At 55.4% G+C, this 25,364-nt stretch carries 26 protein-coding genes; 12 read left to right on the top strand and 14 right to left on the bottom strand.

Annotation, left to right across the window (positions count from 1 at the left end):
* Window positions 1–44 precede the first annotated feature (44 nt).
* Window positions 45–401, bottom strand: coding sequence for an arsenate reductase (glutaredoxin) (arsC, locus tag J9880_RS02090; protein ID WP_131692675.1), 357 nt, complete (start codon window positions 399–401; stop codon window positions 45–47).
* Between the two features lie 28 nt (window positions 402–429).
* Complete coding sequence (gene bepA / locus J9880_RS02085; protein WP_195816804.1) at window positions 430–1,959, bottom strand: beta-barrel assembly-enhancing protease; 1,530 nt, start codon at window positions 1,957–1,959, stop codon at window positions 430–432.
* A 260-nt stretch (window positions 1,960–2,219) separates the two neighbouring features.
* Here bepA and J9880_RS02080 point away from each other — a divergent pair, with 260 nt between their 5' ends.
* Window positions 2,220–3,284 (top strand): AI-2E family transporter, encoded by a 1,065-nt coding sequence (locus tag J9880_RS02080; protein WP_232770021.1) that lies wholly within the window; start codon window positions 2,220–2,222, stop codon window positions 3,282–3,284.
* A 74-nt stretch (window positions 3,285–3,358) separates the two neighbouring features.
* Here the strand turns inward: J9880_RS02080 and bcp are convergent, their stop codons facing one another.
* A complete protein-coding gene (bcp, locus tag J9880_RS02075) occupies window positions 3,359–3,826 on the bottom strand; it encodes a thioredoxin-dependent thiol peroxidase (RefSeq protein ID WP_095925031.1) in 468 nt (155 codons plus the stop codon).
* Window positions 3,827–3,851: 25 nt separating this feature from the next.
* Complete coding sequence (locus J9880_RS02070; protein WP_095925032.1) at window positions 3,852–4,418, bottom strand: glycine cleavage system transcriptional repressor; 567 nt, start codon at window positions 4,416–4,418, stop codon at window positions 3,852–3,854.
* 145 nt (window positions 4,419–4,563) lie between these two features.
* On the opposite strand from J9880_RS02070, the gene dapA reads away from it, so the two are divergent.
* The 7 genes from dapA (at window position 4,564) to ypfH (ending at window position 11,721) form a co-directional block, all read left to right on the top strand.
* Window positions 4,564–5,445, top strand: a complete 882-nt coding sequence (dapA, locus tag J9880_RS02065) for a 4-hydroxy-tetrahydrodipicolinate synthase (RefSeq protein WP_095925033.1) — start codon at window positions 4,564–4,566, stop codon at window positions 5,443–5,445.
* Between the two features lie 16 nt (window positions 5,446–5,461).
* Window positions 5,462–6,541: an outer membrane protein assembly factor BamC gene (gene bamC, locus J9880_RS02060; protein ID WP_095925034.1), complete on the top strand. Its 1,080-nt coding sequence runs from the start codon at window positions 5,462–5,464 to the stop codon at window positions 6,539–6,541.
* 56 nt (window positions 6,542–6,597) lie between these two features.
* Window positions 6,598–7,311, top strand: a complete 714-nt coding sequence (purC, locus tag J9880_RS02055) for a phosphoribosylaminoimidazolesuccinocarboxamide synthase (protein ID WP_015698209.1) — start codon at window positions 6,598–6,600, stop codon at window positions 7,309–7,311.
* 220 nt (window positions 7,312–7,531) lie between these two features.
* A complete protein-coding gene (gene ypfJ / locus J9880_RS02050) occupies window positions 7,532–8,407 on the top strand; it encodes a KPN_02809 family neutral zinc metallopeptidase (RefSeq protein WP_232770020.1) in 876 nt (291 codons plus the stop codon).
* A gap of 115 nt (window positions 8,408–8,522) precedes the next feature.
* The gene (locus J9880_RS02045; protein WP_095925036.1) at window positions 8,523–8,975 is read left to right on the top strand and encodes a DUF441 domain-containing protein; all 453 of its coding nucleotides are present in this window, start codon (window positions 8,523–8,525) and stop codon (window positions 8,973–8,975) included.
* Between the two features lies 1 nt (window position 8,976).
* Window positions 8,977–10,962, top strand: a complete 1,986-nt coding sequence (locus tag J9880_RS02040; protein WP_232770019.1) for a tRNA(Met) cytidine acetyltransferase TmcA — start codon at window positions 8,977–8,979, stop codon at window positions 10,960–10,962.
* Window positions 10,963–11,070: 108 nt separating this feature from the next.
* Window positions 11,071–11,721, top strand: coding sequence for an esterase (gene ypfH, locus J9880_RS02035; protein ID WP_095925038.1), 651 nt, complete (start codon window positions 11,071–11,073; stop codon window positions 11,719–11,721).
* 82 nt (window positions 11,722–11,803) lie between these two features.
* Here the strand turns inward: ypfH and J9880_RS02030 are convergent, their stop codons facing one another.
* The 6 genes from J9880_RS02030 to J9880_RS02005 form a co-directional block, all read right to left on the bottom strand.
* On the bottom strand, window positions 11,804–12,904 hold the full coding sequence (locus J9880_RS02030; protein WP_131692673.1) for a phosphoserine transaminase: 1,101 nt from the start codon (window positions 12,902–12,904) through the stop codon (window positions 11,804–11,806).
* A gap of 2 nt (window positions 12,905–12,906) precedes the next feature.
* The gene (locus J9880_RS02025) at window positions 12,907–14,187 is read right to left on the bottom strand and encodes an ATP-grasp domain-containing protein (protein ID WP_232770018.1); all 1,281 of its coding nucleotides are present in this window, start codon (window positions 14,185–14,187) and stop codon (window positions 12,907–12,909) included.
* Window positions 14,188–14,317: 130 nt separating this feature from the next.
* Entirely contained in the window at window positions 14,318–14,503 is a 186-nt protein-coding gene (locus J9880_RS02020) for a YpfN family protein (protein ID WP_095925041.1), read from the bottom strand.
* A 10-nt stretch (window positions 14,504–14,513) separates the two neighbouring features.
* Entirely contained in the window at window positions 14,514–15,188 is a 675-nt protein-coding gene (locus J9880_RS02015) for a M15 family metallopeptidase (RefSeq protein WP_119826705.1), read from the bottom strand.
* A complete protein-coding gene (dapE, locus tag J9880_RS02010) occupies window positions 15,185–16,312 on the bottom strand; it encodes a succinyl-diaminopimelate desuccinylase (RefSeq protein ID WP_119826703.1) in 1,128 nt (375 codons plus the stop codon). The genes J9880_RS02015 and dapE overlap by 4 nt, the downstream gene beginning before the upstream one ends.
* Window position 16,313: 1 nt before the next feature.
* Window positions 16,314–16,697, bottom strand: a complete 384-nt coding sequence (locus J9880_RS02005; RefSeq protein WP_232770017.1) for an ArsC family reductase — start codon at window positions 16,695–16,697, stop codon at window positions 16,314–16,316.
* Window positions 16,698–16,896: 199 nt separating this feature from the next.
* Between J9880_RS02005 and ypfM the strand changes: the two genes are divergently transcribed.
* On the top strand, window positions 16,897–16,956 hold the full coding sequence (gene ypfM, locus J9880_RS25170; RefSeq protein WP_152328030.1) for a protein YpfM: 60 nt from the start codon (window positions 16,897–16,899) through the stop codon (window positions 16,954–16,956).
* A 177-nt stretch (window positions 16,957–17,133) separates the two neighbouring features.
* On the opposite strand, the gene acrD is transcribed toward ypfM, so the two are convergent.
* Window positions 17,134–20,289, bottom strand: a complete 3,156-nt coding sequence (gene acrD / locus J9880_RS02000) for a multidrug efflux RND transporter permease AcrD (RefSeq protein WP_095925045.1) — start codon at window positions 20,287–20,289, stop codon at window positions 17,134–17,136.
* 331 nt (window positions 20,290–20,620) lie between these two features.
* Between acrD and J9880_RS01995 the strand changes: the two genes are divergently transcribed.
* A complete protein-coding gene (locus J9880_RS01995) occupies window positions 20,621–20,911 on the top strand; it encodes a winged helix-turn-helix domain-containing protein (RefSeq protein WP_095925046.1) in 291 nt (96 codons plus the stop codon).
* A gap of 72 nt (window positions 20,912–20,983) precedes the next feature.
* Window positions 20,984–21,574: a GDP-mannose pyrophosphatase NudK gene (nudK, locus tag J9880_RS01990; protein ID WP_095925047.1), complete on the top strand. Its 591-nt coding sequence runs from the start codon at window positions 20,984–20,986 to the stop codon at window positions 21,572–21,574.
* Window positions 21,575–21,626: 52 nt separating this feature from the next.
* On the opposite strand, the gene J9880_RS01985 is transcribed toward nudK, so the two are convergent.
* Window positions 21,627–22,802, bottom strand: a complete 1,176-nt coding sequence (locus tag J9880_RS01985) for a hypothetical protein (protein ID WP_232770016.1) — start codon at window positions 22,800–22,802, stop codon at window positions 21,627–21,629.
* Window positions 22,803–23,055: 253 nt separating this feature from the next.
* On the opposite strand from J9880_RS01985, the gene J9880_RS01980 reads away from it, so the two are divergent.
* Window positions 23,056–24,126 (top strand): DUF1176 domain-containing protein, encoded by a 1,071-nt coding sequence (locus J9880_RS01980; RefSeq protein WP_232770015.1) that lies wholly within the window; start codon window positions 23,056–23,058, stop codon window positions 24,124–24,126.
* Window positions 24,127–24,210: 84 nt separating this feature from the next.
* Here J9880_RS01980 and ybcJ read toward each other — a convergent pair whose 3' ends face one another.
* Complete coding sequence (gene ybcJ / locus J9880_RS01975; protein WP_095925050.1) at window positions 24,211–24,429, bottom strand: ribosome-associated protein YbcJ; 219 nt, start codon at window positions 24,427–24,429, stop codon at window positions 24,211–24,213.
* Window positions 24,430–24,461: 32 nt separating this feature from the next.
* Complete coding sequence (gene folD / locus J9880_RS01970) at window positions 24,462–25,334, bottom strand: bifunctional methylenetetrahydrofolate dehydrogenase/methenyltetrahydrofolate cyclohydrolase FolD (protein WP_095925051.1); 873 nt, start codon at window positions 25,332–25,334, stop codon at window positions 24,462–24,464.
* Window positions 25,335–25,364: the final 30 nt, after the last annotated feature.

The following is a 25,364-nucleotide window of genomic DNA, read 5'->3' as shown; positions in this document are numbered from 1 at the left end:
GGGGATGTCCGGGTTCGTCAGCCGAACCCGAACGTAAGGCGGGATTATAAAATCTCTTTCACCTGTTCCGGCGGACGTCCTAAACGTGCCTTGCCGTTGGCCACCACGATCGGACGTTCAATCAGCCGCGGGTGATCGGCCATCGCCTGTAACAGCGCGTCCTCGCTCAGACTGGTATCTTTCAGGTTCATATCCTTGTAAATCTGCTCGCCCTTGCGCAGCAGTTCACGCGCGGAGCTGAACCCCAGCAGGCCGATCAATTCTTTCAGCTTATCCACCGACGGCTGCGTTTCCAGATACAGGATCACTTGCGGCTCAATCCCTTCTGCTTCCAGTAATTTCAGGGTCTCACGGCTTTTTGAACAGGCCGGGTTGTGGTAGATCGCGACATCGTGTTGCATCAATACGTCCTCCATTGTGGCACTGAAATCAGCCTTTCTGATACTGACGGAAACGCCCTTGCAGCTGACGAAGCTGATCGATGCGCGCGTCGTAACGGGCCTGTTCCAGACTGCCTAATTTTTGTAATGCGCTGGCATTGCTCAGCATTTCAATCGCCTGATCCAGACGTCCGACTAACGCCATACTTTCCGCGCGGGCGGCCAGTTCCTGCGCACGTAATCCCTGCGCAGCGGCGGCCTGAGACAATAAATCCCAGCCATTCGGATCACCCGGATAATTGAAAGTATAGCGGTTGAGGATTTTCATGGCATTGGCAGGCTTCGCGCCTTCGAGATAGGCATTGGCCAGATTGAGCTGCAACACGGCGTTGGAACTGCTGGCCGCACCGGCCTGTTCCAGACGCGCTATCGCCTGCGGCGCACGTTTGCTGTCGATATCGTTATCGGTGGCTAAATCCAGCAGCCATTCGTTGCCGGGATACTGGGTCAGGAGCTGATCCAGCGCCGCCCGTGCCTGATCATTCTTTTTCGCCTTGTAGAACTGCAACGCACGGCCATATTTCGCCGCCAGTTGTTCACGGACATTGCCGTTGCTCAGTTTTTGCAGATAGTCGTCGGTCAGCGGGAAACTCTCGGAACCGTACATCCCCAGTATGCGCACTTTTGCCATCAGGTAATCCTGAGAAGATTGCACAATCAGGTGCGGCATCTGGTTGGCGCGGTTACGGATGTCGGCCAGACGGCTGTCCGGCAACGGGTGCGTCAGCAGCATTTCCGGCGGACGGGTCGAGTAGCTCGCCTGATCCGCCAGTTTCTGCAGGAATGCTGGCATGGCCTGCGGATCAAAACCGGAACGCTGCAACACCTGAATGCCGATACGGTCCGCTTCCTGTTCATTGCCTTGCGTAAAGCTGATCATGCCTTGCTGGGTGCCCGCCAGTGTACCGGTCAGCGCCGCCATACCCATTTGCGGACTGGCCATCGCCAGCAGGATCGATCCCAGCGCGCCGACCCAGGTGAGCGGGGCGTTACGTTGCTGATCTTCCATCGCGCGCGCCAGATGGCGTTGCGTGACGTGGGAAATTTCGTGCGCCATGACCGAGGCTAACTGGCTTTCATTATCGGAATAACGGAACAGCGCGGAGTGAAGCACCACATTGCCGCCGAAGAAGGCGAAGGCGTTCAGTTCATCGTTATTAACGATGAAAAAATGGAACGGTGTACGCACGGAATAGGCATGCGCCACCAGACGTTGTCCCAGTTCGTTGATGTACTGATTAAGCAGCGGATCGTTAATCAGCGGCGTGCTGGCGCGCATCTGACGGACATAAAAATCGCCCATCTGTAATTCCTGATTAATACTGAGCGTGCCGCCCGCTGAGGTGCCGATATCCGGTAACTGATCGCTCACCGGCGGGGCTAACGGTGAACTGGTTTTCGCGGAACTCACCGGTGTTGACCAGAATGAACTGTCATCCGCCACGGCAGGCAGAAGGGGGCCAGCGAACAGGCTGCCCAGACACAGAGCAATCACCGTTTTTTTCAACCGCATTACCATAAACATTTGCTTCCCAATAAGTTAACCGCGTGACCCATGAGCTTTGAGAGCCTTTCTTCCGTGAACAGTCCGTCAGACCGTTATTTTCTGGCGCTTTTCTTTGCGCCGGTCTCTATAGTAGCTATCCTCGTGAAAGTTTAAAACACTGTGCAGCTACAGTTGTGTGACAACGAATTATGAAGATAGTTACTTGTGTCTGAGCGCGCAGGGAACGAACAGCGCACACCCGCCAGACCAGGAAATTACAGGAGCATTCTCTGATGTTGGACATGTTATTACAGTGGTATCGCCGTCGCTTTACCGATCCTCAGGCCATCGCGCTGCTGGCGATCCTGGTCGCCGGTTTCTGCATTCTCTATTTTCTCAATGGCATTCTGGCGCCGCTGCTGGTGGCGATTGTGCTCGCGTATTTGCTGGAATGGCCGACCGTGCGCCTGCAACACCTCGGGCTTTCGCGCACGCTGTCCGTCAGCGTGGTGCTGATTATCTTTGCCGGTATTTTACTGCTCGGCATGTTCGTCATCGCGCCGGTGACCTGGCAGCAGGGCGTGAACCTGATGACCGATTTACCGAGCATGCTCAACCGTTTTTATGATTTCGCCGCCACGCTGCCGAAGCGTTATCCGGCGCTGGTGGACGCGGGCATCATCGACATGATGGCGGAAAACATGCGCAGCAAACTCTCCGGACTGGGCGAGTCGGTGGTGAAATATTCACTGGCGTCGCTGGTGGGTTTACTGACGCTGGCGATTTACCTGATTCTGGTGCCGATGATGGTGTTCTTTCTGCTCAAAGATAAGGAGCAGATGCTCAATGCCGTACGCCGCATTTTACCGCGCGACCGCGGGCTGGCCGGGCAGGTGTGGGTGGAGATGAACCAGCAAATCACCAATTATATTCGCGGCAAAGTGCTGGAGATGATCATCGTCGGCGTGGCGACCTATCTGGTGTTTGTGGTGATGGATTTGCATTATTCGTTGCTGCTGGCGGTGCTGGTCGGTGTCTCGGTCCTGATCCCTTATATCGGCGCGATGCTGGTGACCATTCCGGTGGTGATTGTGGCGATGTTCCAGTGGGGACTTGGCGCGGATTTCTGGACGCTGATTGTCGCGTATCTGGTGGTTCAGGGGCTGGACGGCAATGTGATCGTGCCGCTGCTGTTCTCCGAAGCGGTGAACCTGCATCCGCTGGTGATTATCTTATCCGTGGTGGTGTTTGGCGGGTTGTGGGGATTCTGGGGCGTGTTCTTTGCGATACCGCTGGCGACGCTGGTCAAAGCCGTGGTTCACGTCTGGCCGGATGAATCGCTGAACGAAACCGCCTGATTTTTTCGCTTACCGCACCCAATAAAAAAAGCGCGTCTGCGCTTTTTTTGTCTCTGCCATCGGGCTGTGCAGGCTTATTGATTGTTCAGATAGGCCATCACGATGTCATGGTGATTCGTGGTTTTGAAGTCGTCGAAGACTTTTTCCACTTTCCCCGTGCCGTCGAGCAGGAAGCTGATGCGGTGGATGCCGTCGTAGGTTTTCCCCATAAAGGATTTTTCACCCCAGACGCCAAACTGTTCGCAAACCTGATGATCTTCATCGGACAGCAAGGTGAAGTTCAGCAGTTCTTTCTCAGCAAAACGCGACAGTTTTTCCGGTTTATCGGTGCTGATCCCCAGCACTTCTACACCGGCACTTTTCAACTGATCCATGTTATCGCGCAGACCGCAGGCTTGCACGGTGCAACCTGGAGTCATGGCTTTAGGATAGAAATAGACCAGGACTTTCTGTCCCTGGAAGTCGGCCAGATTAATTTGTTCACCGTCTTGGTCGGGTAAACTAAATTGCGGCGCAGGATCACCGGCTTTCAGTGGGCTCATTGTCTTTCTCCGTATCTCTTAGCGATTACTGCAGTTTATCTTCATTCTCAGAATAACTGACGACGTTAATACTGCCTTGCGCATTCAGTTCTGTACATAGCTGATGAAACGCCTGCTCAATAATTGCCGGGTCGGTATTGGCCGCGCTGTGCGCCGTGATTTGAATCGATAACTGCGCGGGCGTGGTGGCATCCGCCGGACGGGTTTTGGACGCCAGTTCGGCAATGTTCATCTGATGAGTATCGAACAAATCAGTGAAACGTTCGATCAGATGAGGGGAATCTTTCACTTCCACTTTCACCCACACCGTGGCAGGCATCGGCGGACGCTCATGGGCGCTGGTGCGTTTCATCACGATCAATAATTCCAGCTCCGCGCCTTTTTGCGGCAGGGTGGATTCGATCAGCGTAATGGCGTTCCAGCTGCCGGACAGCAGCATGATAAACGTAAACTCATCCCCGAGCATGGCCAGACGGCTGTCTTCAATATTACAGCCGCAGCTGCTGACCTGACGGGTAATGGTGTTCACGATACCGGGACGATCGGCACCTAAGGCGGTGATAACCAGATAATGTTGTTGTGGCTGCGGCAAAATGGGTCTTCCTGTCGTGCTTGGGAGTATTCCCAAGGTAAACATAAAAAAAACCGCCGGACAAGCGGTTACCGCTCGTTGATTGCTTGCTTTTGCAGTGGTGTCAAAAGTACCATGAGTGACCTGTTTGTGGAGGGGAAGGTCAATGTTTACGGGAAGTATTGTTGCACTGGTTACGCCGATGGACACCAAAGGTGCTGTCGATCGCGCGAGTCTGAAAAAACTGATTGATTATCATGTGTCCAGTGGTACTGCGGCGATCGTTTCCGTGGGCACGACCGGTGAGTCGGCAACGTTAAGCCATGAAGAGCACGGTGACGTGGTCTTACAGACGCTGGAACTGGCCGATGGGCGCATTCCTGTTATCGCAGGCACCGGGGCCAATGCCACCGCTGAAGCGATTTCTCTTACGCAACGTTTTGAAAAAAGTGGCGTTGTGGGCTGCCTGACAGTCACCCCATACTACAACCGTCCGACTCAGGAAGGGCTGTATCAGCATTTCAAAGCCATCGCTGAAAACACCTCTCTGCCGCAAATTCTCTATAACGTGCCATCACGTACCGGCTGCGATATGTTGCCGCCGACCATCGCGCGTTTAGCAAAATTGAAGAATATTGTTGCTGTTAAAGAAGCAACAGGGAACTTAAGTCGTGTAAGTCAGATCCAAGTGCTGGTTGATGATGAAGATTTCATTCTGCTGAGCGGCGATGACGCCAGCGGACTGGACTTTATGCAGCTCGGTGGCAAAGGCGTTATCTCTGTGACCGCCAACGTCGCTGCCCGTGAAATGGCACAACTGTGTGAACTGGCTGCCCTTGGCAACTTTGCCGAAGCGCGTCGCCTGAATCAGCGCCTGATGCCGTTGCATCAGAATTTGTTTGTAGAAGCAAACCCAATCCCGGTGAAATGGGCCTGTAAGGCACTGGGTTTGATGGCAACCGATACGATGCGTCTGCCTATGACGCCGTTAACAGATGCTGCCCGTCCGGTCGTGGAAGAAGCATTAAAAAGCGCCGGTTTGCTGTAACTCTTAGGAAGATTTGATGGCCTCTTTATTTGACAAGAATAGTTTCCAGATGACCCGATTGCAGAAAACAGCCGTAGCGAAAGTGGTCGGGGTTTCCCTGATCATGCTGCTGGCCGCCTGTTCAAGCGATCAACGTTACAAACGCCAGGTAAGCGGCGATGAGTCCTATCTGGACGCAGCAGCTCTGCATGAGCTGAAAGCACCGGCAGGGATGATTTTGCCTGTGCAGAACGGTACCTATGATATTCAGGCTGGCGCAATGCAGGGCGCGGTCGGCAAACAGCTCGATATTCGTCCGCCGTCCCAGCCGCTGGCGTTGCTGAGCGGTTCCCAGACTCAGTTCGCGGGCGACAGTGGCACCGTGCTGCTGGAAAACACCGCGCAGAACCGTGATCTGTGGAACAACGTTGTCAAAGCCGTTGAGCAAAATAACTTCAAAATTGCCAGCCGTGATGACGCTAACCAGACGCTGACCACCGATTTCATCGACTGGAATCGTGCGGATGAAGACTTCCAGTATCAGGGCCGTTATCAGGTCAGCGTGAAACAGCAGAGCTACCAGTTAGCCCTGACCGTGAAAACGCTTGAACTGAAACAGCAGGACAAACCGGTGACGTCTTCTGCTGAAATCCAGCGTTACAACAGCCAGATGATGAACTCCATCACGGCCAGCCTGGATAAAGTGCAGCAGGATACGCAGGCTCGCCTCGACAACCGTCGTGTGGGTGAAATTGACGTGCAAAGCGGTGCCGATGATACCGGTCTGCCAGTGCTGATTGTCCGTGCTAACTACGGCGTTGTGTGGGATCGCCTGCCAAATGCCCTGACCAAAGCGGGTATGAAAGTGACCGACAGCAGCCGTCCGCAAGGCACATTGTCCGTCAGCTATAAACCGCTGAATGACGATGCGTGGCAGACACTGGGTGCGAAAGATCCGGGCCTCAGCTCCGGTGATTACAAACTTCAGGTTGGCGACCTCGACAACCGCAGTAGCTTGCAGTTCCTTGATCCGAAAGGACATGCTCTCAGCCAGTCACAGAACGACGCGATGGTGGCGGTCATGCAGGCCGCGTTTAGCCAGAGTAGTGCAAAATAATACCAAGGGGCTACGGCCCCTTTTTACATCTGTTTTTTCCACTGGAGTAAGTAAAGATGCAAAAGTTAGCTGAGTTGTATCGCGGCAAGGCGAAAACCGTCTACACCACCGAAAACCCGGACCTGCTGGTACTGGAGTTCCGTAACGATACGTCAGCACTGGATGGTCAGCGTATTGAGCAGTTCGACCGTAAAGGCATGGTTAACAACAAATTTAACCATTTCATCATGGCTAAGCTGGAAGAAGCCGGTATTCCAACCCAAATGGAACGCCTGTTGTCTGACACCGAAGTGCTGGTGAAAAAACTGGATATGGTCCCGGTTGAATGCGTGATCCGTAACCGTGCTGCTGGTTCGCTGGTAAAACGTCTGGGCATTGAAGAAGGTCTGGAACTGAACCCGCCGTTGTTCGATTTGTTCCTGAAAAACGACGCCATGCACGACCCGATGGTCAACGAATCTTATTGCAAGACCTTTGGCTGGGTGAACGAAGAAAACCTAGCGCGCATGAAAGAGCTGAGCTACAAAGCCAACGACGTGCTGAGCAAACTGTTTGACGATGCGGGCCTGATCCTGGTCGATTTCAAACTGGAATTCGGTCTGTTCAACGGCGAAGTGGTGCTGGGTGATGAGTTCTCACCAGACGGCAGCCGCCTGTGGGATAAAGAAACCCTGAACAAGATGGACAAAGACCGTTATCGCCAGAGTCTGGGTGGCCTGATCGAAGCGTATGAAGAAGTCGCTCACCGTATCGGTGTGAAACTGGACTAAGCCCGGTTTCTTTTTTTTAGCCAGACTGCGCAATCGTTTACGCGGTGCGCACTTAACGGGTGATGGCCTCCGTCACCCGTTCTCTTCCCTGCATTTAATTTTGCTGTTTTCACACTGATTCCTTTCATTTAATCCCTTCGTCACTAAAATTACGTCCTTTCGCGGATGGTATTAACCGTGTGCGCTGGCTAGTCTTAAAAAAACAGTCTGGAGGTGGAGTATGCGTTGGCAAGGGCGTCGTGAAAGCGACAATGTAGAAGACAGACGCGGACAGGGATCTCACGGTGGCGGTTCAGGCGGCGGAGGAATGCGCCTGCCTATCCGTGGCAAAAGCGGCATCGTGATCATCATCGTGGTACTGGTGGCCGGATATTACGGCATCGACCTGACGCCGCTCATCGACGGCGGCCAGTCCGGCGGCATGCAGCAGCAAACGCAGTCGCAATCCATCAGCCCGAAAGATGACGAGCAGGCAAAATTTACCTCAGTGATCCTCGCCTCGACCGAAGACACCTGGAAAGAGATTTTCCAGAAGCAGGGCATGACTTACCGCGAGCCGAAACTGGTGATGTACCGTGGCGCGACCCGCACCGGATGCGGCACCGGTCAGTCGGTGATGGGGCCGTTCTATTGCCCGGCGGACAGCACGGTGTATATCGATCTCTCTTTCTATCAGGAATTGCAGGATAAGCTCGGCGCGGGCGGTGATTTCGCCCAGGGGTATGTGGTGGCGCACGAAGTGGGCCACCATGTGCAGAATCTGCTGGGCACCGAGCGTAAGGTCCGCCAGCTGCAACAGGGCGCATCGCAGGCCGCGGTGAATCAGCTGTCAGTCAAAATGGAATTACAGGCTGACTGTTACGCCGGGGTCTGGGGACACGCAATGCAGCAGCAAAATGTTCTGGAAGAGGGTGATCTGAAAGAAGCGCTGGATGCCGCACAGGCCATTGGCGATGACAGGCTGCAACAGCAAAGTCAGGGCCGCGTCGTGCCGGACAGCTTTACCCACGGCACGTCGCAGCAGCGTTACACCTGGTTCAAACGCGGGTTTGATACCGGCAATCCTGACCAGTGCAACACCTTCGCCAGCCGCTGATTAAGTGGCAATAAGCTCTGGTCTGCTGCGAAAAACTGTTCAATAATCAATGACCGATCCAGAGAGGCTCCCTGAGCCTCTCTTTTATCTTTCATGTTGAACCGCTGGGAACGCCATGGCTTTTCTCGATCCAACCCTTTTGATCTTACTTGTCTTCGCCGGACTGGGCATTATCAGCCATAACAGCGCCGTCACTCTCGCCATGTTTTTCCTTCTCACGGTACGCATCACCCCGCTGAACAGCTTTTTCCCGTGGATAGAAAAATACGGCCTGACCATCGGCATTATTATTCTGACCATTGGCGTGATGGCACCGATTGCCAGCGGCAAAATCAGTGCCAGCACCGTCGTGCACTCCTTCTTCCACTGGAAATCGATAGCCGCCATTCTGGTCGGCGTACTGGTGTCGTGGCTGGGCGGACGCGGCCTGACGCTGATGGGCACGCAGCCGCATCTGGTGGCGGGTTTGCTGGTGGGCACCGTGCTCGGCGTGGCGCTGTTTAAAGGTGTGCCGGTCGGGCCGCTGATTGCTGCCGGTCTGTTATCGATGATTGTCGGGAAAACCTGATATGTCAGCGACGTCGCGACAGCAACAGATGCAGCGTCAGGGCGTCCGGCGTGTGCTGGTGTTCAGTGGCGATGCGCAGTGGTGTGAACAACAGGCCGTGCTGTTTTCTGCCCGGCACCCCGGCGACTGGCGCTGGCTGAGCGATTCACCCCCCGCTGATGTCACTTCCTGCGCGCCCTCTGCGGCGCACACCCTGCTCGGACAGGATATTTTGCACGGTGTGTTTGATGCCCGTCACGGCCTGAACGTGGAAGCGCTGGCGGCTTTGTCAGGCACATTGAAAGCCGGAAGCTGGCTAATCCTGCTGGTGCCGTCATGGCTGGTCTGGGCAGATCAGCCTGACGCCGACAGCCTGCGCTGGAGCGAACAGCCACAGGCAATCCCGACGCCGCGTTTTATCCGCCGTCTCCAGTCATTGCTGGAACACCACCACAGCGTCACGATCTGCCGTCAGGGGGGATCGTGCGACATCGCGCCCCTGCCTGATGCGCCGGACTGGCAGCCGCCCGACGGCCAGCCGACGCCGGGACAATCGCAGATTTTGCATCAGCTGATGCAGGCGCAATCCGGCGTGTGGGTACTGACCGCGCCGCGTGGCCGTGGCAAATCGACGCTGGCGGGCATGCTGATCCGCCAGTGGCCGGGCACCTGTTGGGTGACGGCCCCGGCTAAGGCGTCGGCCAGCCAGATACTTAATCAGCCCGCAGACTCTGCGCGTTTTATCGCGCCCGATGCGTTGCTGTCGCTGTGCCGCGAAGGGGCGGTGACCGGCGCTGACTGGCTGATTATTGATGAGGCGGCCGCGATCCCCGCCCCGATGCTGACAGAGATGATTGCCGCTTTTCCGCGTGTATTGCTGACCACCACGGTGGAAGGTTACGAAGGCACCGGGCGCGGATTCTTACTGAAATTTTGTGCGTCTTTGCCGCAGTGGCATGACCTGCGTCTGAGCGCACCGGTCCGCTGGTCATCTTCCGATACGCTTGAGCCGCTGATCAGCGAATTATTGCTGTTTGACGAGCACCTGCCCGATGCGCAGAAAACAGTCGGGCTCCCGGAAATAGTCCCGATCAACGCGGACGACTGGCTGAGCGAACCGGCGCTGTTGCGGGATTTCTACGGGCTGCTGACCAGCGCGCATTACCGCACGTCACCGCTGGATCTGCGCCGTCTGCTGGATGCGCCGGGCATGACGTTTAGCGCATCACGACAGGATGGCACACTGACCGGCGCGTTGTGGCTGGTGGATGAAGGCGGGCTGAGTCCGGCACTGGCGCAGGACGTCTGGGCGGGCAGGCGACGTCCGCGTGGCAATCTGGTGGCGCAGTCTCTGGCTGCCCATGCGGGTTTCCCGGAGGCGGCCGTGATGCATTCGCGGCGTGTCAGCCGGATTGCGGTGCATCCGGCGTTTCGCCGTCAGGGCATTGCCCGGCAGTTGTTAGCAGAGCAAAAACAGCGTGCGCAGCAGGCAGGGCTGGATTTCCTGTCAGTCAGTTTTGGCTATACGCCGGAACTGGCGGCATTGTGGCAACAGGCCGGATTCCGGCTGGTGCGCATCAGCATGCAGAAAGAAGCGAGCAGCGGATGTTATGCCGCGATGGCAATATTACCGCTGAGTGCGGCGGGGCGGGCGTTGGCAGAGAGTGCAGAATCTCAGCTCAACCGTGACTGGCGCTGGCTGGCGCCGCAGGTGGCGTTAACCCTGCCGCTGGATCCCGGCGGGGAAACGCAGCCTGATGCGGCGGACTGGCGTGAACTGAGCGGTTTTGCCTGTGCGCATCGTCCGCTGGTAAGCAGCCTGCCTGCGCTGAACCGCGTATTGCTGCACAGCGCATTGCCGCTGACCGCGTTGCGCGCGTCTCTGCAACAGGGGCAAAGCGTGGCCGATATCGTGCAACGTTTGCGGCTTTCCGGGCGTAAGGCGCTGGTGTCGCGCTGGCGTGAGGAAGCGCAGCAGGCGCTGAACGAGGCGGGCATTGCCGGATAACGCCGCGGTTTCATTGCAAAAAATGGAAAGACTCGTTCAATAAAACCCGATTTCACTGACCGGCAGGCGGCGTATAGTGAACCCATACATCGACAACGGGAGAGAGCCATGAGCTCAGAACAGATTATCGTCCAGCAGCCGGAAGAAAGGGCTAACCAGCTGATTTTATTGTTTCATGGCGTGGGTGATAACCCGATTTCCATGGGGGAAATCGGTAAGTTTTTCGCTGTTTCCTTTCCGCAGGCGCAGGTGATCAGCGTCGGCAGTCCGGATATCTGTGATTTTGGCCGGGGTTTCCAGTGGTTTTCCGTACAGGGCGTGACCGAACAAAACCGTCAGCCGCGTGTGGATGCCGCGATGCCTGCGTTTGTGCAGATTGTCCGTGACTGGCAGCAGAAAACCGGTGTTACGCCGGAGCACACCACCTTAGTCGGCTTCTCGCAGGGCACCATCATGGCGCTGGAATCGACGAAAGTGGAAGAGCATCTGGCGTCGCGCATTATCGCGTTCAGCGGCCGTTTTTCATCCCTGCCTGAAAAACCGATTGCCGCCGGTACGGTGGTGCATTTCATTCATGGCGAGCAGGATCCGGTGATCAATCCGTTCCAGTCGAAAAGTGCGGCAGAACGTCTGAAGTCTCTGGGCTGTGACTGTACTCTGGATTTGCAGGCCGGTATGGCCCACGGACTGGATTCGCATATGATCAACACCGCCATTGCTCATTTACAGAATTATGAGCCGAAATCACATCTGCGCTGATTTTGTCGAGATTTTTAAAAAGAAACGCCCCCCCGGTTGCATCACAACCGGGGGGCGTTTTTTTATGTCTGCCGGATGGCGGTTACGCGCGGTTTTTCCGCATGAAATCATCCATAAAGTTCGTCAGCTTTTCAGCCGCTGGCAGCGACAGGGCGTTGTAGATAGACGCACGGATACCGCCAATTGCGCGGTGACCCGCCAGCCCCGAGAAACCGGCTTCATGGCTTTCCGCCAGGAATTTCTTCTCCAGCGTTTCATCAGGCAGTTTAAAGGCGACGTTCATTTGTGAACGGTCCGCTTTGCTGCTCCAGCCATTGTAGAAACCGTCGCTGTTATCCAGCATGGCGTACAACAGTTCGGCTTTATGGCGGTTAGTCTGTTCCATATTGTCCAGACCGCCGACATCGTTAAGTAACCAGCGGGTCACCAGCAGCACCACGTAAATCGCAAACACCGGCGGCGTGTTGAGGTTGGAATGCGATTCCACCTGACGGCGGTAGTTGAGGAATGACGGCAGTTCATCGGAAGAGGCTTTCACCACGGTATCGTGCACCAGCACGATGGTGACGCCCGCCGGGCCGATGTTTTTCTGCGCGTGGGCGTAGATCACCGAAAACTTATTGGCATCGCAGGGTTTGGACAGGAAATCAGAGGACATATCGCAGACGCGCGGAACATCGTCACGGCCCAGTACACGCTGGAACTGTAAGCCTTCCACCGTTTCATTCGAGACGTAATGCAGATACGGCGCGTCCGGCGAAAACGCCAGTTCGTCGTCCGTGGGCAGACGGTTAAATCCGCATGACTCGCCGCTCCACAACACTTTTACCGGCCCTTCGCGACGCGCTTCGGTGACCACTTTACTGCTCCAGTAACCGGTATCGAGATATTCTGCGGCATGTTTCTGACCGCGCAGCAAGGTCATCGGCACCATCGAGAACTGCTGCGTCGCGCCGCCCTGCAGGAACAGGATATGGAAATCTTTCGACAACCCGAGCAGGGTGCGGATGTTGTTTTCAGTTTCTTCCACAATGGAAGCAAACCAGTCTGAACGGTGGCTGATGCCGAGGATCGACAGGCCCACTTCCGGGACTTCTTTGATCGCCGCTTCAACCTGTGCGAGAACGACTTCCGGCAATGCGCCGGGGCCACCGGAGAAGTTCAGGGCGTTACGTGAAATCATGTTTATGCTTGTCCTTTTAACGCATCAGCTGATGTGTCGGTGTGCGCAAAGGCACGGGATAACAACAGATCGCGACATGCTGTTTTAACTTTATTCATATGGATTTGTTTGTGCGGGAACATCACTTCCAGATCCATCGCGTGGATGACCATTGCCGGATCAATTTCAAAGACCAGCAATTCGCCGTCCGGGGTTTCGCTGCAATCGATGCCGAGATAATCGAGCTGCGTGGTGTCGTAAATCGCCTGTAATGCCTGCTGATGACGGCGGGCGAATGCGGCGAAGTGATTCAGGAATGCGGCTTCTTCCTCACGCTTTTTCGGGTCTTCGTACATGAACGCGTTAACGTAATGCACCATCCAGTGAGAGGAAATCGCCATATGGCAGGCGTAAGGCACGCCGTCGATCAGCGAAATACGGTACTTGCGGAACTGGCCGTCTTCATTGCTGTAATCGATAAACTGCGACAGAAAATAATCGTCCACCTGTACACGGGTCAGGTAGTCCGCCAGTTCTTCCCGGCGGGTGATTTTTTCCAGACCGTGACCGCCGTGCGAACCCGCAGGGCGCAGGATCACCGGATAATCGCTGTCCGCCAGCGTATCTCGCAGCCTGGTTTCGCCTGCCGCAACCGCCGTGAGCGCCGAAAACGTCACCGGATGCGCCTGTGCAATCACCAGATCCGGCTTGTTCTGCAACAGGCGGCTGGCGGTATGGCGTTCAGAATTCGGAATATGCTGCGGCGCGTTAATCACCGGCACCGGCCACTGACGGGTGACATTTTCAAGCTGCTGTAACAGGAACAGATTGTCGTCAGTGGCACTGATCGCCACCATCAGCAAATCGTGTTCAGGGATCGGCGCTTCGAACGGCGCATCCGCCGTGATGTAGTAATAAATCAGCTCGACGTCGCTGTTTTCCAGCAGGCAATCCAGCGGCACATTGGCCGACAAGATCCCGGGCACCATCAGCATCAGCACGCGGACTTTGGCGGGCCTGAGCGCGGCGTTCAGGGTATAAACCTGCTGCATCGCCAGCGCCTGATGTTGGATCGTCAGCCCCAGTTCGGTGCGTTGCAGGCACAGCATGACGGTGGACAGATTCATCCACAGCACGGCGTCGTCAGGATTTTGCTGAGCGCGGGTCACCAGATCCTGCGCGATGGCCGTGCATTCGTCGCCCGCAATACTCATGCGTAAAAAAGGTGCCAGCCCCAGAAATTGCGACGTGTCGGGATCGCCAGACACGGCCTGATCAGGGTGGGGGATGTGTAGTGTTTGCAAAGGACTTGTTCTCTCCGTGCATCGGTTTCACGTTGCATGATAACGGGAGGAGAGAAAGTCAATCGGCGGAGAATGGCTACATTACCCGCCGACTAATATTGATTAACGCAGAGGAATTACCGCAGGGACATTACTTTTTCTTTGGCCAGTCATCCTCGTCATCCCACTGCGCATTGTTGTCGCGATGTGGCGGGATTTCGGGTTTATCTTTCAGGTATTTCTTCACATCTACGCGGTTCAGCTCTTTGATGCCGCTGATGAACATGCCGACCAGAATGATCAGAACGATCCACCAGTAATCTTTAATCCACTCCATGGTGTGCTCCTTAAAGGGGTAAGAGGGCGATAAATCTCGGGAACAGGACCGGCATCTGACGGGCTAACCAGTCAGCGGCGGCCACGTCTTTCCCGGCCCAGGCGCTGATTAATACCTGCGGAGTGAGCAATCTCTCGCACTCCGCCGCCAGCGGACGAAAACTCAGGTGCCACGGCTCGACAGCCACGCCGCCACGGTCTTTGGCATACGGCCGGTAAAAACCAAATTCCGCCATGTGGGCTGTCATCCATTGGTTAAGCGGATAAAAATATCCGCCTTCTTCATATTCCCACGGCTCCAGTTGCAGGGACTGACCCGCCGGTAAGCGCGAAGGATCGTACACATCCAGATCGCTGCCCCAGTGGTGACGGCTTGCGCCCGGCAACGCCGACCAGCGCAAGATCAGTTCACAACGTTCCGGTGTGGTCAGTGAGCTGATCTCCACCGGCTGACTGTTCTTATCTAATACTGGTCGCTCGCCGCGAAATTTGCCATTCCAGATAGCCAGTTGCCGATCGAAATCACGAAAGGTGCTGGCGGGTTGCAAATCAAATCCGGCCTGACGGGCGGCCTGACGCATTTTTTCGAATGCCAGCGCCGCGTCTTGCTGCAAGCGGTGCGGGCCGTCTCCCAGAGTCACCAGATGCGCGGCAGAGCGCCCGGTCAGCATTTCGGGGCTGATCATGCGACCAGCTGTTCCATAATGCGCTGATACATGCGGCTGAGCACCTGCAAATCGGCGGCATGGACGCATTCATTGATTTTGTGGATGGTGGCGTTGACCGGCCCCAGTTCGACCACCTGCGCCCCCATCAGTGCGATAAAACGCCCGTCGGAAGTGCCGCCGGTGGTTTGCAGCTCCGGGGTGATTTCACTGTAGTGACGCACGGCATTGACCACGGCATCCACCAGCGCACCGCGTGATGTCAGGAACGGCTGGCCGGACACCACCCAGTTCAGGGTGTATTGCAGGTTATGGCGATCCAGCAATTCCGCCACGCGCTGTTTGATGATGTCATCGGTCAGTTCGGTGCTGAAACGGAAATTGAACTGCACATAGAGTTCGCCGGGAATGACGTTATTGCTGCCGGTACCGGCGTTGATGTTGGCGATTTGCATGCTGGTCGGCGGGAAGAATTCGTTGCCATTATCCCAGACGGTCGCCACCAGTTCGTTCAGCGCAGGCATCGCGCGGTGTACCGGATTATCTGCCAGATGCGGATAAGCGACGTGGCCCTGAACGCCATGAACGTGGAGATTAGCGGTCATGGAACCGCGGCGGCCGTTTTTGACGATATCACCGACGCGGGTGGTGCTTGAAGGCTCGCCGACCAGACAGTAATCGAGGCGCTCGTGACGTGCCATCAGCGCGTTAACCACTTTGACGGTGCCGTTGACGGCGCTGGCTTCTTCATCCGAAGTGATAAGAAACGCCAGACGCCCCTGATGATTCGGGTTCGCGGCGACAAAACGTTCCGCTGCCACCACCATCGCCGCCAGTGAACCCTTCATATCTGCCGCGCCACGACCGTACAACATGCCGTCGCGCAGGGTCGGTTCAAACGGGCCGGTGACCCACAGTTTGTGATCGCCGGTTGGCACGACGTCGGTGTGTCCGGCGAAAGCCAGCGTCTGGCCTTCGCCACGGGTTGCCCAGAAATTCAGCGTATCGCCAAAATGCATCGGCTCAACGTGAAAACCAATGGCTTCGAGGCGGGCAATCATAATGTCCTGACAGCCTGCATCGTCCGGGCTGAGGGAAGGGCGGCGGATTAACTGTTGGGCTAAATCGAGAACCGGACAACTCATGTTATTTCACCTGTGCAAGGAATTGCTGATAGCTTTCGGGTTTGAATCCCAGCAGAGACTGGCCGTCCGGAGCCAGTAAAAACGGGCGTTTGATGACTGCGGGCTGTTCAAGCATCACGGCTTTGGCGCTGGCTTCGTTATCGCAGGCTGCGCGCGTGGCGTCATCAAGTTTGCGCCATGTGGTGCCACGGGTGTTGAGCATCGCTTCCCAGCCTTGTTTGTTCAACAGGGTCTGCAACAACGCGTCATCCAGCCCTTCGACCCGGTAATCATGAAACTGGTAGTCAACCGCATTTTCTTCCAGCCAGCGGCGGGCTTTTTTAACGGTATCGCAATTTTTTATGCCGTAGAGAATAAAAGAACCTGGAGCGGAAGTCGTTGCCATAGAAAAACGTAACCTGTCAGTAAAATAAGAACTTTTCCCCCGTCTGTTAACGGGCGTAAGGATAAGACACATAATGAGGCAAAACGCCGGCGGGATCCAGACGGGGCGGGATTGTGATCGTGCTTAAAAAATAATAACGGCGTTTTTACACGGTCAAAAATTAGACGTATAATGCCCGCGTCCAATCAAGGGGAGTAAAATGTTAGAGCAAGAGTTAGGCAACTGGAAAGACTTTATCGACCGTATGTTGAAAGCGTAATTGCCCCACATCGTTACCGACAAAGCAAAGAAACGATTTATTCTCACTGTCAGCACGTCATTATAAAAAGCGTTTGTTCAGGAAGACCATTACGTCCTATTTAGCGACGATTCTCACAGCCAGTAAATCAATAATAAAAAAGGCGTTAATTCACATTAACGCCTTTTTTGTTGGCCGTTATTTGTGGCCGTCTGGCACGGTTTCCACGATATCGGCAATCACCGGATGAGGCGTTTTACCCGGGAAGCGACGGCGGATCAGCACAAAGAACAGCGGCACGAAGAAGATCGCCAGCACGGTGGCCGAAATCATCCCGCCGATCACCCCGGTCCCTACTGCGTGCTGGCTGCCCGAACCGGCACCCATACTGGTCGCCATGGGCAGTACGCCAAACACGAAGGCCAGCGAAGTCATCAGGATCGGTCGCAGACGCATTCGGGAGGCTTCGAGGGTGGCTTCCAGCAACTCTTTTCCGCGTACATTCAGATCATTGGCAAACTCGACAATCAGAATGGCGTTCTTCGCCGACAGACCGATGATGGTCAGCATCCCGACCTGGAAATACACATCGTTTTCCAGCCCGCGCATCCAGGTGGCAATCACCGCGCCGAGCACGCCGAGCGGCACCACCAGCATCACGGAGAACGGAATGGACCAGCTCTCATACAATGCGGCCAGACACAGGAAGACCACTAACAGCGAAATGGCATACAGCGCCGGTGCCTGTGAGCCAGACAGCCTTTCCTGATACGACAGACCGGTCCATTCCAGACCAATCCCCACCGGCAATTTAGCCACCAGTTTTTCCATATCATCCATCGCTGTCCCGCTGCTGATGCCAGTCGCCGGTTCACCGACAATTTCCAGCGCGGAATAGCCGTTGTAACGTTCCAGACGTGGCGAGCCGGTCAGCCAGTAAGAGGTGGCAAACGCCGAGAAGGGCACCATGGTGCCGGCGGAATTGCGCACATACCAGCGGTTGATATCGTCCGGCAACATGCGGTATTGCGCGCCGGCCTGCACGTAGACTTTCTTCACGCGGCCACGGTCAACGAAGTCATTGACGTAGGTTGAGCCCCACGCGGTGCTCAGCGTGCTGTTGATATCGGCGATGGCGACGCCCAGGGCCTGCGCTTTCACCTGATCGATATCAATCTGCAACTGCGGGCTGTCATCGAGACCGTTGTGACGGACGCGGGTCAGGTTGCTGTCTTTCGACGTCATGTCCAGTAACTGATCGCGTGCGGCCATCAGCGCGTCATGCCCCAGTCCGGCGTGATCCTGCAATTCCATATCAAAGCCGGTGGCGCTGCCGAGGCCGTTGATGGCGGGCGGGCTGCTGGCGATAACACGGGCTTCGGTGATCTTATTAAAGGCTTTGGTCGCCCGTTCGATCAGCGCGAAGGAGGAGTCGTCAGCGCCGGTGCGTTCATCCCACGGGGTCAGACGCACAAACATTCGGGCGACGTTCTGGCCGTTGCCGCCGGGACCGGCACCGATGGTGGAGAACACCGACAGCACATCTTTTTTATCGTCGGTCAGGAAATACTTCTCGACCTTTTCCACCACTTTTTGCGTCTGTTGCAACGTTGAGCCTGGCGGAAGCTGTACCTGAACGGTAAACACACCCCGGTCTTCCAGCGGCAGGAATGAGGTCGGCAACTTGATAAACATGACCGCCAGCGCCGCGACCAGCGCGGCATAGCCCAGCATGTAACGCAGGCTGTTACGCAGCACCCGCGCCACACCGTTTTCATAGCGACGGGCGTTGCGGTCAAACATGCGGTTGAACCAGCCGAAGAAGCCACGTTTGCCGTGATGATGTCCCTGCGCGATGGGTTGGAGAATGGTTGAGCACAGCGCCGGGGTCAGTGTCAGGGCGACAAAGACCGACAGCACCATCGCGGAGACAATGGTGATGGAGAACTGGCGGTAAATCGCGCCGGTGGTGCCGCCAAAGAACGCCATCGGCACGAACACCGCCGACAGCACCATGGTGATACCGACCAGCGCACTCTGGATTTGCCCCATCGATTTTCGCGTGGCCTCTCTGGGGCTGAGACCTTCTTCGCTCATCACGCGCTCGACGTTTTCCACCACCACAATGGCGTCGTCCACCAGCAGGCCGATCGCCAGCACCATCGCGAACATCGTCAGGGTGTTGATGCTGTAGCCGAACTGATGCAGCACGGCGAAGGTGCCCAGCAACACCACCGGCACGGCAATCGTCGGGATCAGCGTCGCGCGGAAGTTTTGCAGGAACAAATACATCACCAGGAACACCAGCACGATGGCTTCAAACAACGTTTTCACCACATCGGTGATCGCCGCTTTCACGAAAGGCGTTGTTTCGTACGCCACTTCGGCTTTCAGCCCGTGCGGGAAATAATGCGAGAGTTCTTCAAGACGGGCGCGCACCAGTTTATCGGTTTGCAGTTCGTTGGCACCGGACGCCAGTTTGACGCCCATCCCTGACGCGGCCTGTCCGTTATAGCGGCTGAGCAGACTGTAGTTTTCTGCGCCAAGGCCAATGGTGGAGACATCGCCGAGTTTGACTTGCGAACCGTCCTGATTCACTTTCAGCGTGATCTGTCGGAACTGTTCCGGTGTCTGTAACTGCGACTGCGCGTTAATGGTGGCATTCAGCGCCTGAAAATCCACCGACGGCGCACCGCCGAGCTGGCCGACCGCCACCTGACTGTTCTGCGCTTTAATTGCCGTGACCACATCGGCGGTGGTCAGCTGGTAATTATTCAGCTTGTCCGGGTCGAGCCAGATACGCATGGCGTACTGTGAACCGTAAGCATCGATGCTGCCGACGCCCGGCACGCGGCTCAGCGGATCCTGAATATTGGAGGCCACATAGTCGGCGATATCCTGCTTATCCATGCTGCCGTCGGTGGAAACAAACGCCACCATCATCAGGTTGGTATCCCCGGTTTTCGACACCGTCACGCCCTGGGTCTGCACATCCTGCGGCAGACGTTTCAGTGCCTGTTGCAGCTGGTTCTGCACCTGTTGCAACGCTTCATTCGGATCGGTTCCGGCGGTAAAACTGAGGGTGATTTGTGATTTACCGTCGTTACTGCTTTGCGAGGACATGTACATCAGGTTATCGAGGCCGGTCATGTTCTGCTCGATAATCTGCGTGACGGTATTTTCTAATGTTTGTGCTGATGCGCCGGGATAGGTGGCGGAGATCCTGACATTCGGCGGCGCCAGATCGGGATATTGCTCAACCGGCAAAAAATAAATCGCGAGTGCGCCGGACAACGAAATGATGATCGCTAAAACCCAGGCAAAGATTGGGCGATCGATAAAAAAGTTAGCCATGCTTCAGGAACCTCGTTGTCACTCAGGCGGGAGTGACTAACATCAGCAAATAAACAGAACGTCAGAATCTGACAAAAAAATCCCCTGAGACGGTGTCTTCTCAGAGGCGGTACTGTCCCGGCGGGACTGAGCAAGTGTTAGAGTAGTATTCTACGTCAATGCACTTTACCTGTTCATCTTGCATAAAACGTGGAGAAATAAAGGAGATAATGTAAAAAAGCCTCCCCGCACACAGGGTTATCTCTCAGACGGGTTCGCTGAAACCGTCTACGCTTTCACTGCCTGCTTTTTTATGACACGCAGTCGTCTATCCCACACTGGAGCCGTTCAGATGAGTTTGATGTTAAATTCGGTATTCGCCCGCCGTCTCTATCTTTGCTGGCTGCTGGATAATGAGCCAAAACCGAACGTCCCGAAACTGATGGAAATCACCGGCTGGCCGCGTCGTACCTTGCAGGATGTGCTGAAAGCGCTGCCGGGAATGGGCGTCGAACTGGAATTTATCCAGCAGGGCGTGCGTAACAATGACGGTTACTATCAGCTCTCAAGCTGGGGGCCGCTGGATGCAAAATGGATTGAGCGTCACCGCGAACAGCTTCTGCGTGCGATTGAGCACGGCTGAATCTGGCGGACGCGGTGTAATGCCGCTATGATGTCTGGCTTCTCTCACCACTTCTGAGCGGAGGCACGCTTTATGTCATCTGATGGCAAGTCATCCAGAATCGAAAACGTTCAAAACCAGTTACTCTCTGATAACTGGTATGTTCTTCGCAAATACACCTACGATTTAATCAAACGTAATGGCGAACGTCAGCCGCAATCCCGCGAAGTGTATGACCGGGGAAACGGCGCGACCATCCTGCTCTATAACCGCCCTAAAAAAACCGTGCTGCTGATCAAACAGTTCCGTATGCCGACCTACGTCAACGGCAACCCGACCGGTATGTTGCTGGAAACCTGCGCCGGTCTGCTGGATAACGATTCACCGGAAGACTGCATCCGTAAAGAAGCCATCGAAGAAACCGGTTTTGCGGTGGGCAAGGTCGATAAACTGTTTGAAGCTTATATGTCGCCGGGCAGCGTGACCGAAATCGTGCATTTTTTTGCGGCAGAATACGATGAGTCACAGCGTCAGAACGCCGGTGGCGGGGTGGAAGACGAAGATATCGACGTGCTGGAAGTGCCGTTTAGCGAGGCACTGGCGATGATCAAAGACGGTCGCATCAAAGATGGCAAAACCATCATGCTGCTGCAATACGCGCAGATTCAGGGCTGGCTGGCATAAAAGAGTCGCGAAACGTACCAAAGAAAAAGGCACCGGCGGTGCCTTTGTTGTCTCAGTGTTCCATGTTGATGGCGGTACTGCCTGCATGACCTTTCATGGCTGACCACGGCAGTACGGACCATTCCGGGCTTTCGCATGAGCGTAAGACACGGGCAAAGGTCGGATCGAAATACAGCCCTTTTTGCGTGAAATACCATGCCGGGAACTGCCACACCGACGGATCCGAATAGTCGCAATCATCATCGCTTTCTTCAGTCGGTTTCTTCATCTGCTGCGGATAGGCGGCGGTCAGTTGTTTGACCAGCCACGGCGCCCACGCCTTTTCGCGGTATTGTGCAAAGGTGTCGAAATCGACATCGTTTTTGCCGGTAAGCGCGTGATCTTCCGTGTTCAGATAATGGAACGGCGCGCCTTCGCCGACCCAGACCACGTCTTCCAGCGTCAGGGTGTCAGCGGTTTTCGCATTCAGATTGACGGGAGCTTCACCGAAATCAGGATGCGCACCGCCACAGTCATAAGTCGTAAATACGCTGATGCTGACCACGTCGGTACTCAGGTATTCCGGCGTGACGGTCTGCCGGTACTCGCCCTGACCAAAACGGCTCGCGCCGAGCATACAGGCATGCCAGCCACTGACTTCCTGCCACAGACGGGCGCGCAGTTTCTGATTAATCGCCGGCAGGCTGGCTTCCGGATAACCGGAAATAATCTCAAAGAAACTGATTTTCGATTGCGGTTCAGTCCACCATTGCAACTGATAACCCATAAAGTTTTCGCTTTTTCCCGCTTTCAGTTCCAGTGCGGATAAACGCAAATACTCGTACGGATCGGTGTGGATCAGCGAACTGAGATACCCGTCGTCCGCCGCCGTCGCCGGGAGTTGCGCCGGTTTCAACGTCACAGGTAATGTTTTGCCCTGCGGGTTAGTCCAGCTGCCTTGCCAGCCGCCGTTTTCATCTTTCGTCAGTGAAAGTTCAGGGCGCGGCGTATCGTCAAAATCATCCAGCCCTTCCTGAAGTTTCAGATCCTGACCGTCAAGTGCACCGTTCAGCGGCAGATCCAGACGGTATTTCTGGTAGAAATAACGGCCTGTGACCTCGTCAGGTTTGTTTAAATCCAGTTCGATCACAATGCTGGTTTTGCCCAGCGTACCGGTGTACACCAGCGGCGGCTCTTCAGCCAGCGCGGGCAGTGACAGCACCGCTATCAGCCATATCCATAACTTCATCCGCATCTCCCAGAGAAAAGAATCTTATCCTTTGCGCCATTATTGTTTGTTATAGGCTCAGCCAGTGTACTGAAAGTTTCCCTGCGTCACCATTCTGGGATTTGATATGTCATGAAAAATTATTGTCTGCGAAAAAACAAATCCGGCCGGGTATCTCTTTCTAATTTCGAATAAAAAATGCTGCATTGTTGGCAGTGTCGTGGCGACGGTTACGCTATTATCAGAAAGATAATGTCGAAAAGAGCTGAAAATCATGATGTGCAGATGGATAACCGCCCCTTTATGCCTGCTGGCCGGAATGCTGGCTTTTAACGCACAGGCCGAGCCGTTGCAGGCGATGTATAACGACTGGCAACTGAGCTGCGATAACCTGAATCACTGTACCGCCCGCAATTCACAGGACGGGCAGGAACTGGTGATGAAAATTACCCGTGAAGCCGGACCGGAGGGCAAAGCCTCGGTCAGCATTGATTTCCAGCGCAACAGTGAGGAACAGACGACGGAAGCGCCGGTGGCTAACCGCCTGCAGATGAACGGTAAAACGCTGAGCTTTAATCACCGCGAATGGGATGTCAGCAAAAAACACCTGTCCACCACTAACCGTCTGGTGGTGAATGATTTCATCGCCGCGATCCGCGAAGGCAGCAGTATCCAGCTGGCGGGTAAAACGGATCCGTCTCAGCCGGTCAGACCGGCGATTTCCCTGAAAGGCATCAAAGCCGCGCTGCTGGCGATTGATGCACAGCAGGGGCGCGTCGGCAGCAAAACGGCGTGGATAAGCCGCGGCTCAAAACCTGCCAGCAGCGTTCCGCCGATCCCGGCGACACCAGTGCTTCCGCGTTTCAGTGAACCGCATGCGTTATCTGACTCTGAGATTTCAGCCATTACCCAGAATGCCGCGACGACCATTGAAAATAACGATTGCAGTCTCGACCCTTCCGAACGCGAAGTGCATATTTTTGCCCTGAGCAATGACAAGGCGCTGATGACCGTCAACTGCGACATGGGCGCCTATAACCTCTATGCGTTAGGTTTTCTGGTCTCGCGTCAGGCCCCTTATAAAATGGACGATCTGGCGCTGACCATGCCGTTCAAACTGGGCGAAGACGACGGGGCGCCGGAACTGATTAACGCTGACTTTGACCCGAAAACCGGCATGCTCTCCACGTACGATAAAGGGCGCGGTGTCGGCGATTGTGGCGTCTCCTCGCGCTGGGTGTTTGATGGTAAACAGTTCCGGCTGGCGGCGTTTGCTTCAGAGCCAGCCTGTGACGGCTACAGCAGCGGCGGCGAATGGCCGGTGTTGTGGGTGACACAGCAGTAAGGCGCCCGCGCTGAGGATAAAAAAATGCCCTGTGAGCTTTCGCTTGCAGGGCATTTTCTTTTGCAGTGCATCGTCGGCGTAAAATTACGCGGACGCTTTCACCACGACTTTGTTGCTGGCGAACTCAACGTTCTGATCAGCAACGATTTTGCAGCGTTTACGGGTTTCAACTTTGCCGTTGACCTTGACCTGGCCTTCAGCAATCACCGCTTTCGCGGTACCGCCGCTGTCACACCAGCCCATAAATTTGAGCAGGTCGCACAGTTCTACGTGCGGGTGTTTTTCGAGAAAGAAAGTTTCCATGTGTTCCTGACTTATTGTGTAGTGCAAATTGTTTAAGGCTTACTGGCGCTGATGTCGTGATATTCCTCGCACGCCTGCAAGGTATTCTGAATCAGCGTCGCGACCGTCATCGGGCCAACGCCGCCCGGCACCGGTGTGATAAAGGAAGCGCGCTCAGCGGCGGCATCATATTCCACATCGCCGACAACTTTACCACTTTCCAGACGGTTAATACCGACATCAATGACAATCGCGCCCGGTTTAATCCATTCGCCGGGAATAAAGCCCGGTTTACCGACCGCCACCACCACCAGATCGGCGTTCTCAACATGATGGCGCAGATTTTTGGTGAACCGGTGGGTGACGGTCGTTGTGCAACCAGCCAGCAGGAGTTCCATGCTCATCGGACGGCCAACAATATTGGACGCGCCGATCACCACAGCGTTCAGCCCGAAGGTATCAATGCCGTAACGCTCCAGCAGCGTCACAATGCCGCGCGGCGTACAAGGGCGCAGCGTCGGCGCACGCTGGCACAGACGGCCAACGTTATACGGGTGGAAGCCATCGACATCTTTGTCAGGGTGAATACGTTCCAGCACTTTGATGTTATCGATACCGGCAGGCAGCGGAAGCTGAACCAGAATGCCGTCGATTTCGCTGTCGTTATTGAGTTTTTCGATCAGATCCAGCAACTCACCTTCAGTGGTGGTGGCCGGTAAATCGTAAGAGCGCGAGATGAACCCGACTTCTTCGCATGAGCGGCGTTTGCTGGCGACATAAATCTGTGACGCCGGGTTTTCACCGACCAGCACCACGGCCAGCCCTGGCGCACGTTTTCCTTCTGCCAGTCGTTGTTGAACACGCGCCGCAACTTCGCTTCTGACTTGCTGCGCAATCGTTTTACCGTCAATAATCTTTGCTGCCATCAGGGATAAAATCCATCAATTAATAAATGC

The organism is Rahnella victoriana, from assembly GCF_021276285.1.
GTDB lineage: Bacteria > Pseudomonadota > Gammaproteobacteria > Enterobacterales > Enterobacteriaceae > Rahnella > Rahnella victoriana.
The sequence above is the reverse complement of the archived record's forward strand: the minus strand, read 5'-3'. Positions and strand labels throughout refer to the sequence as shown.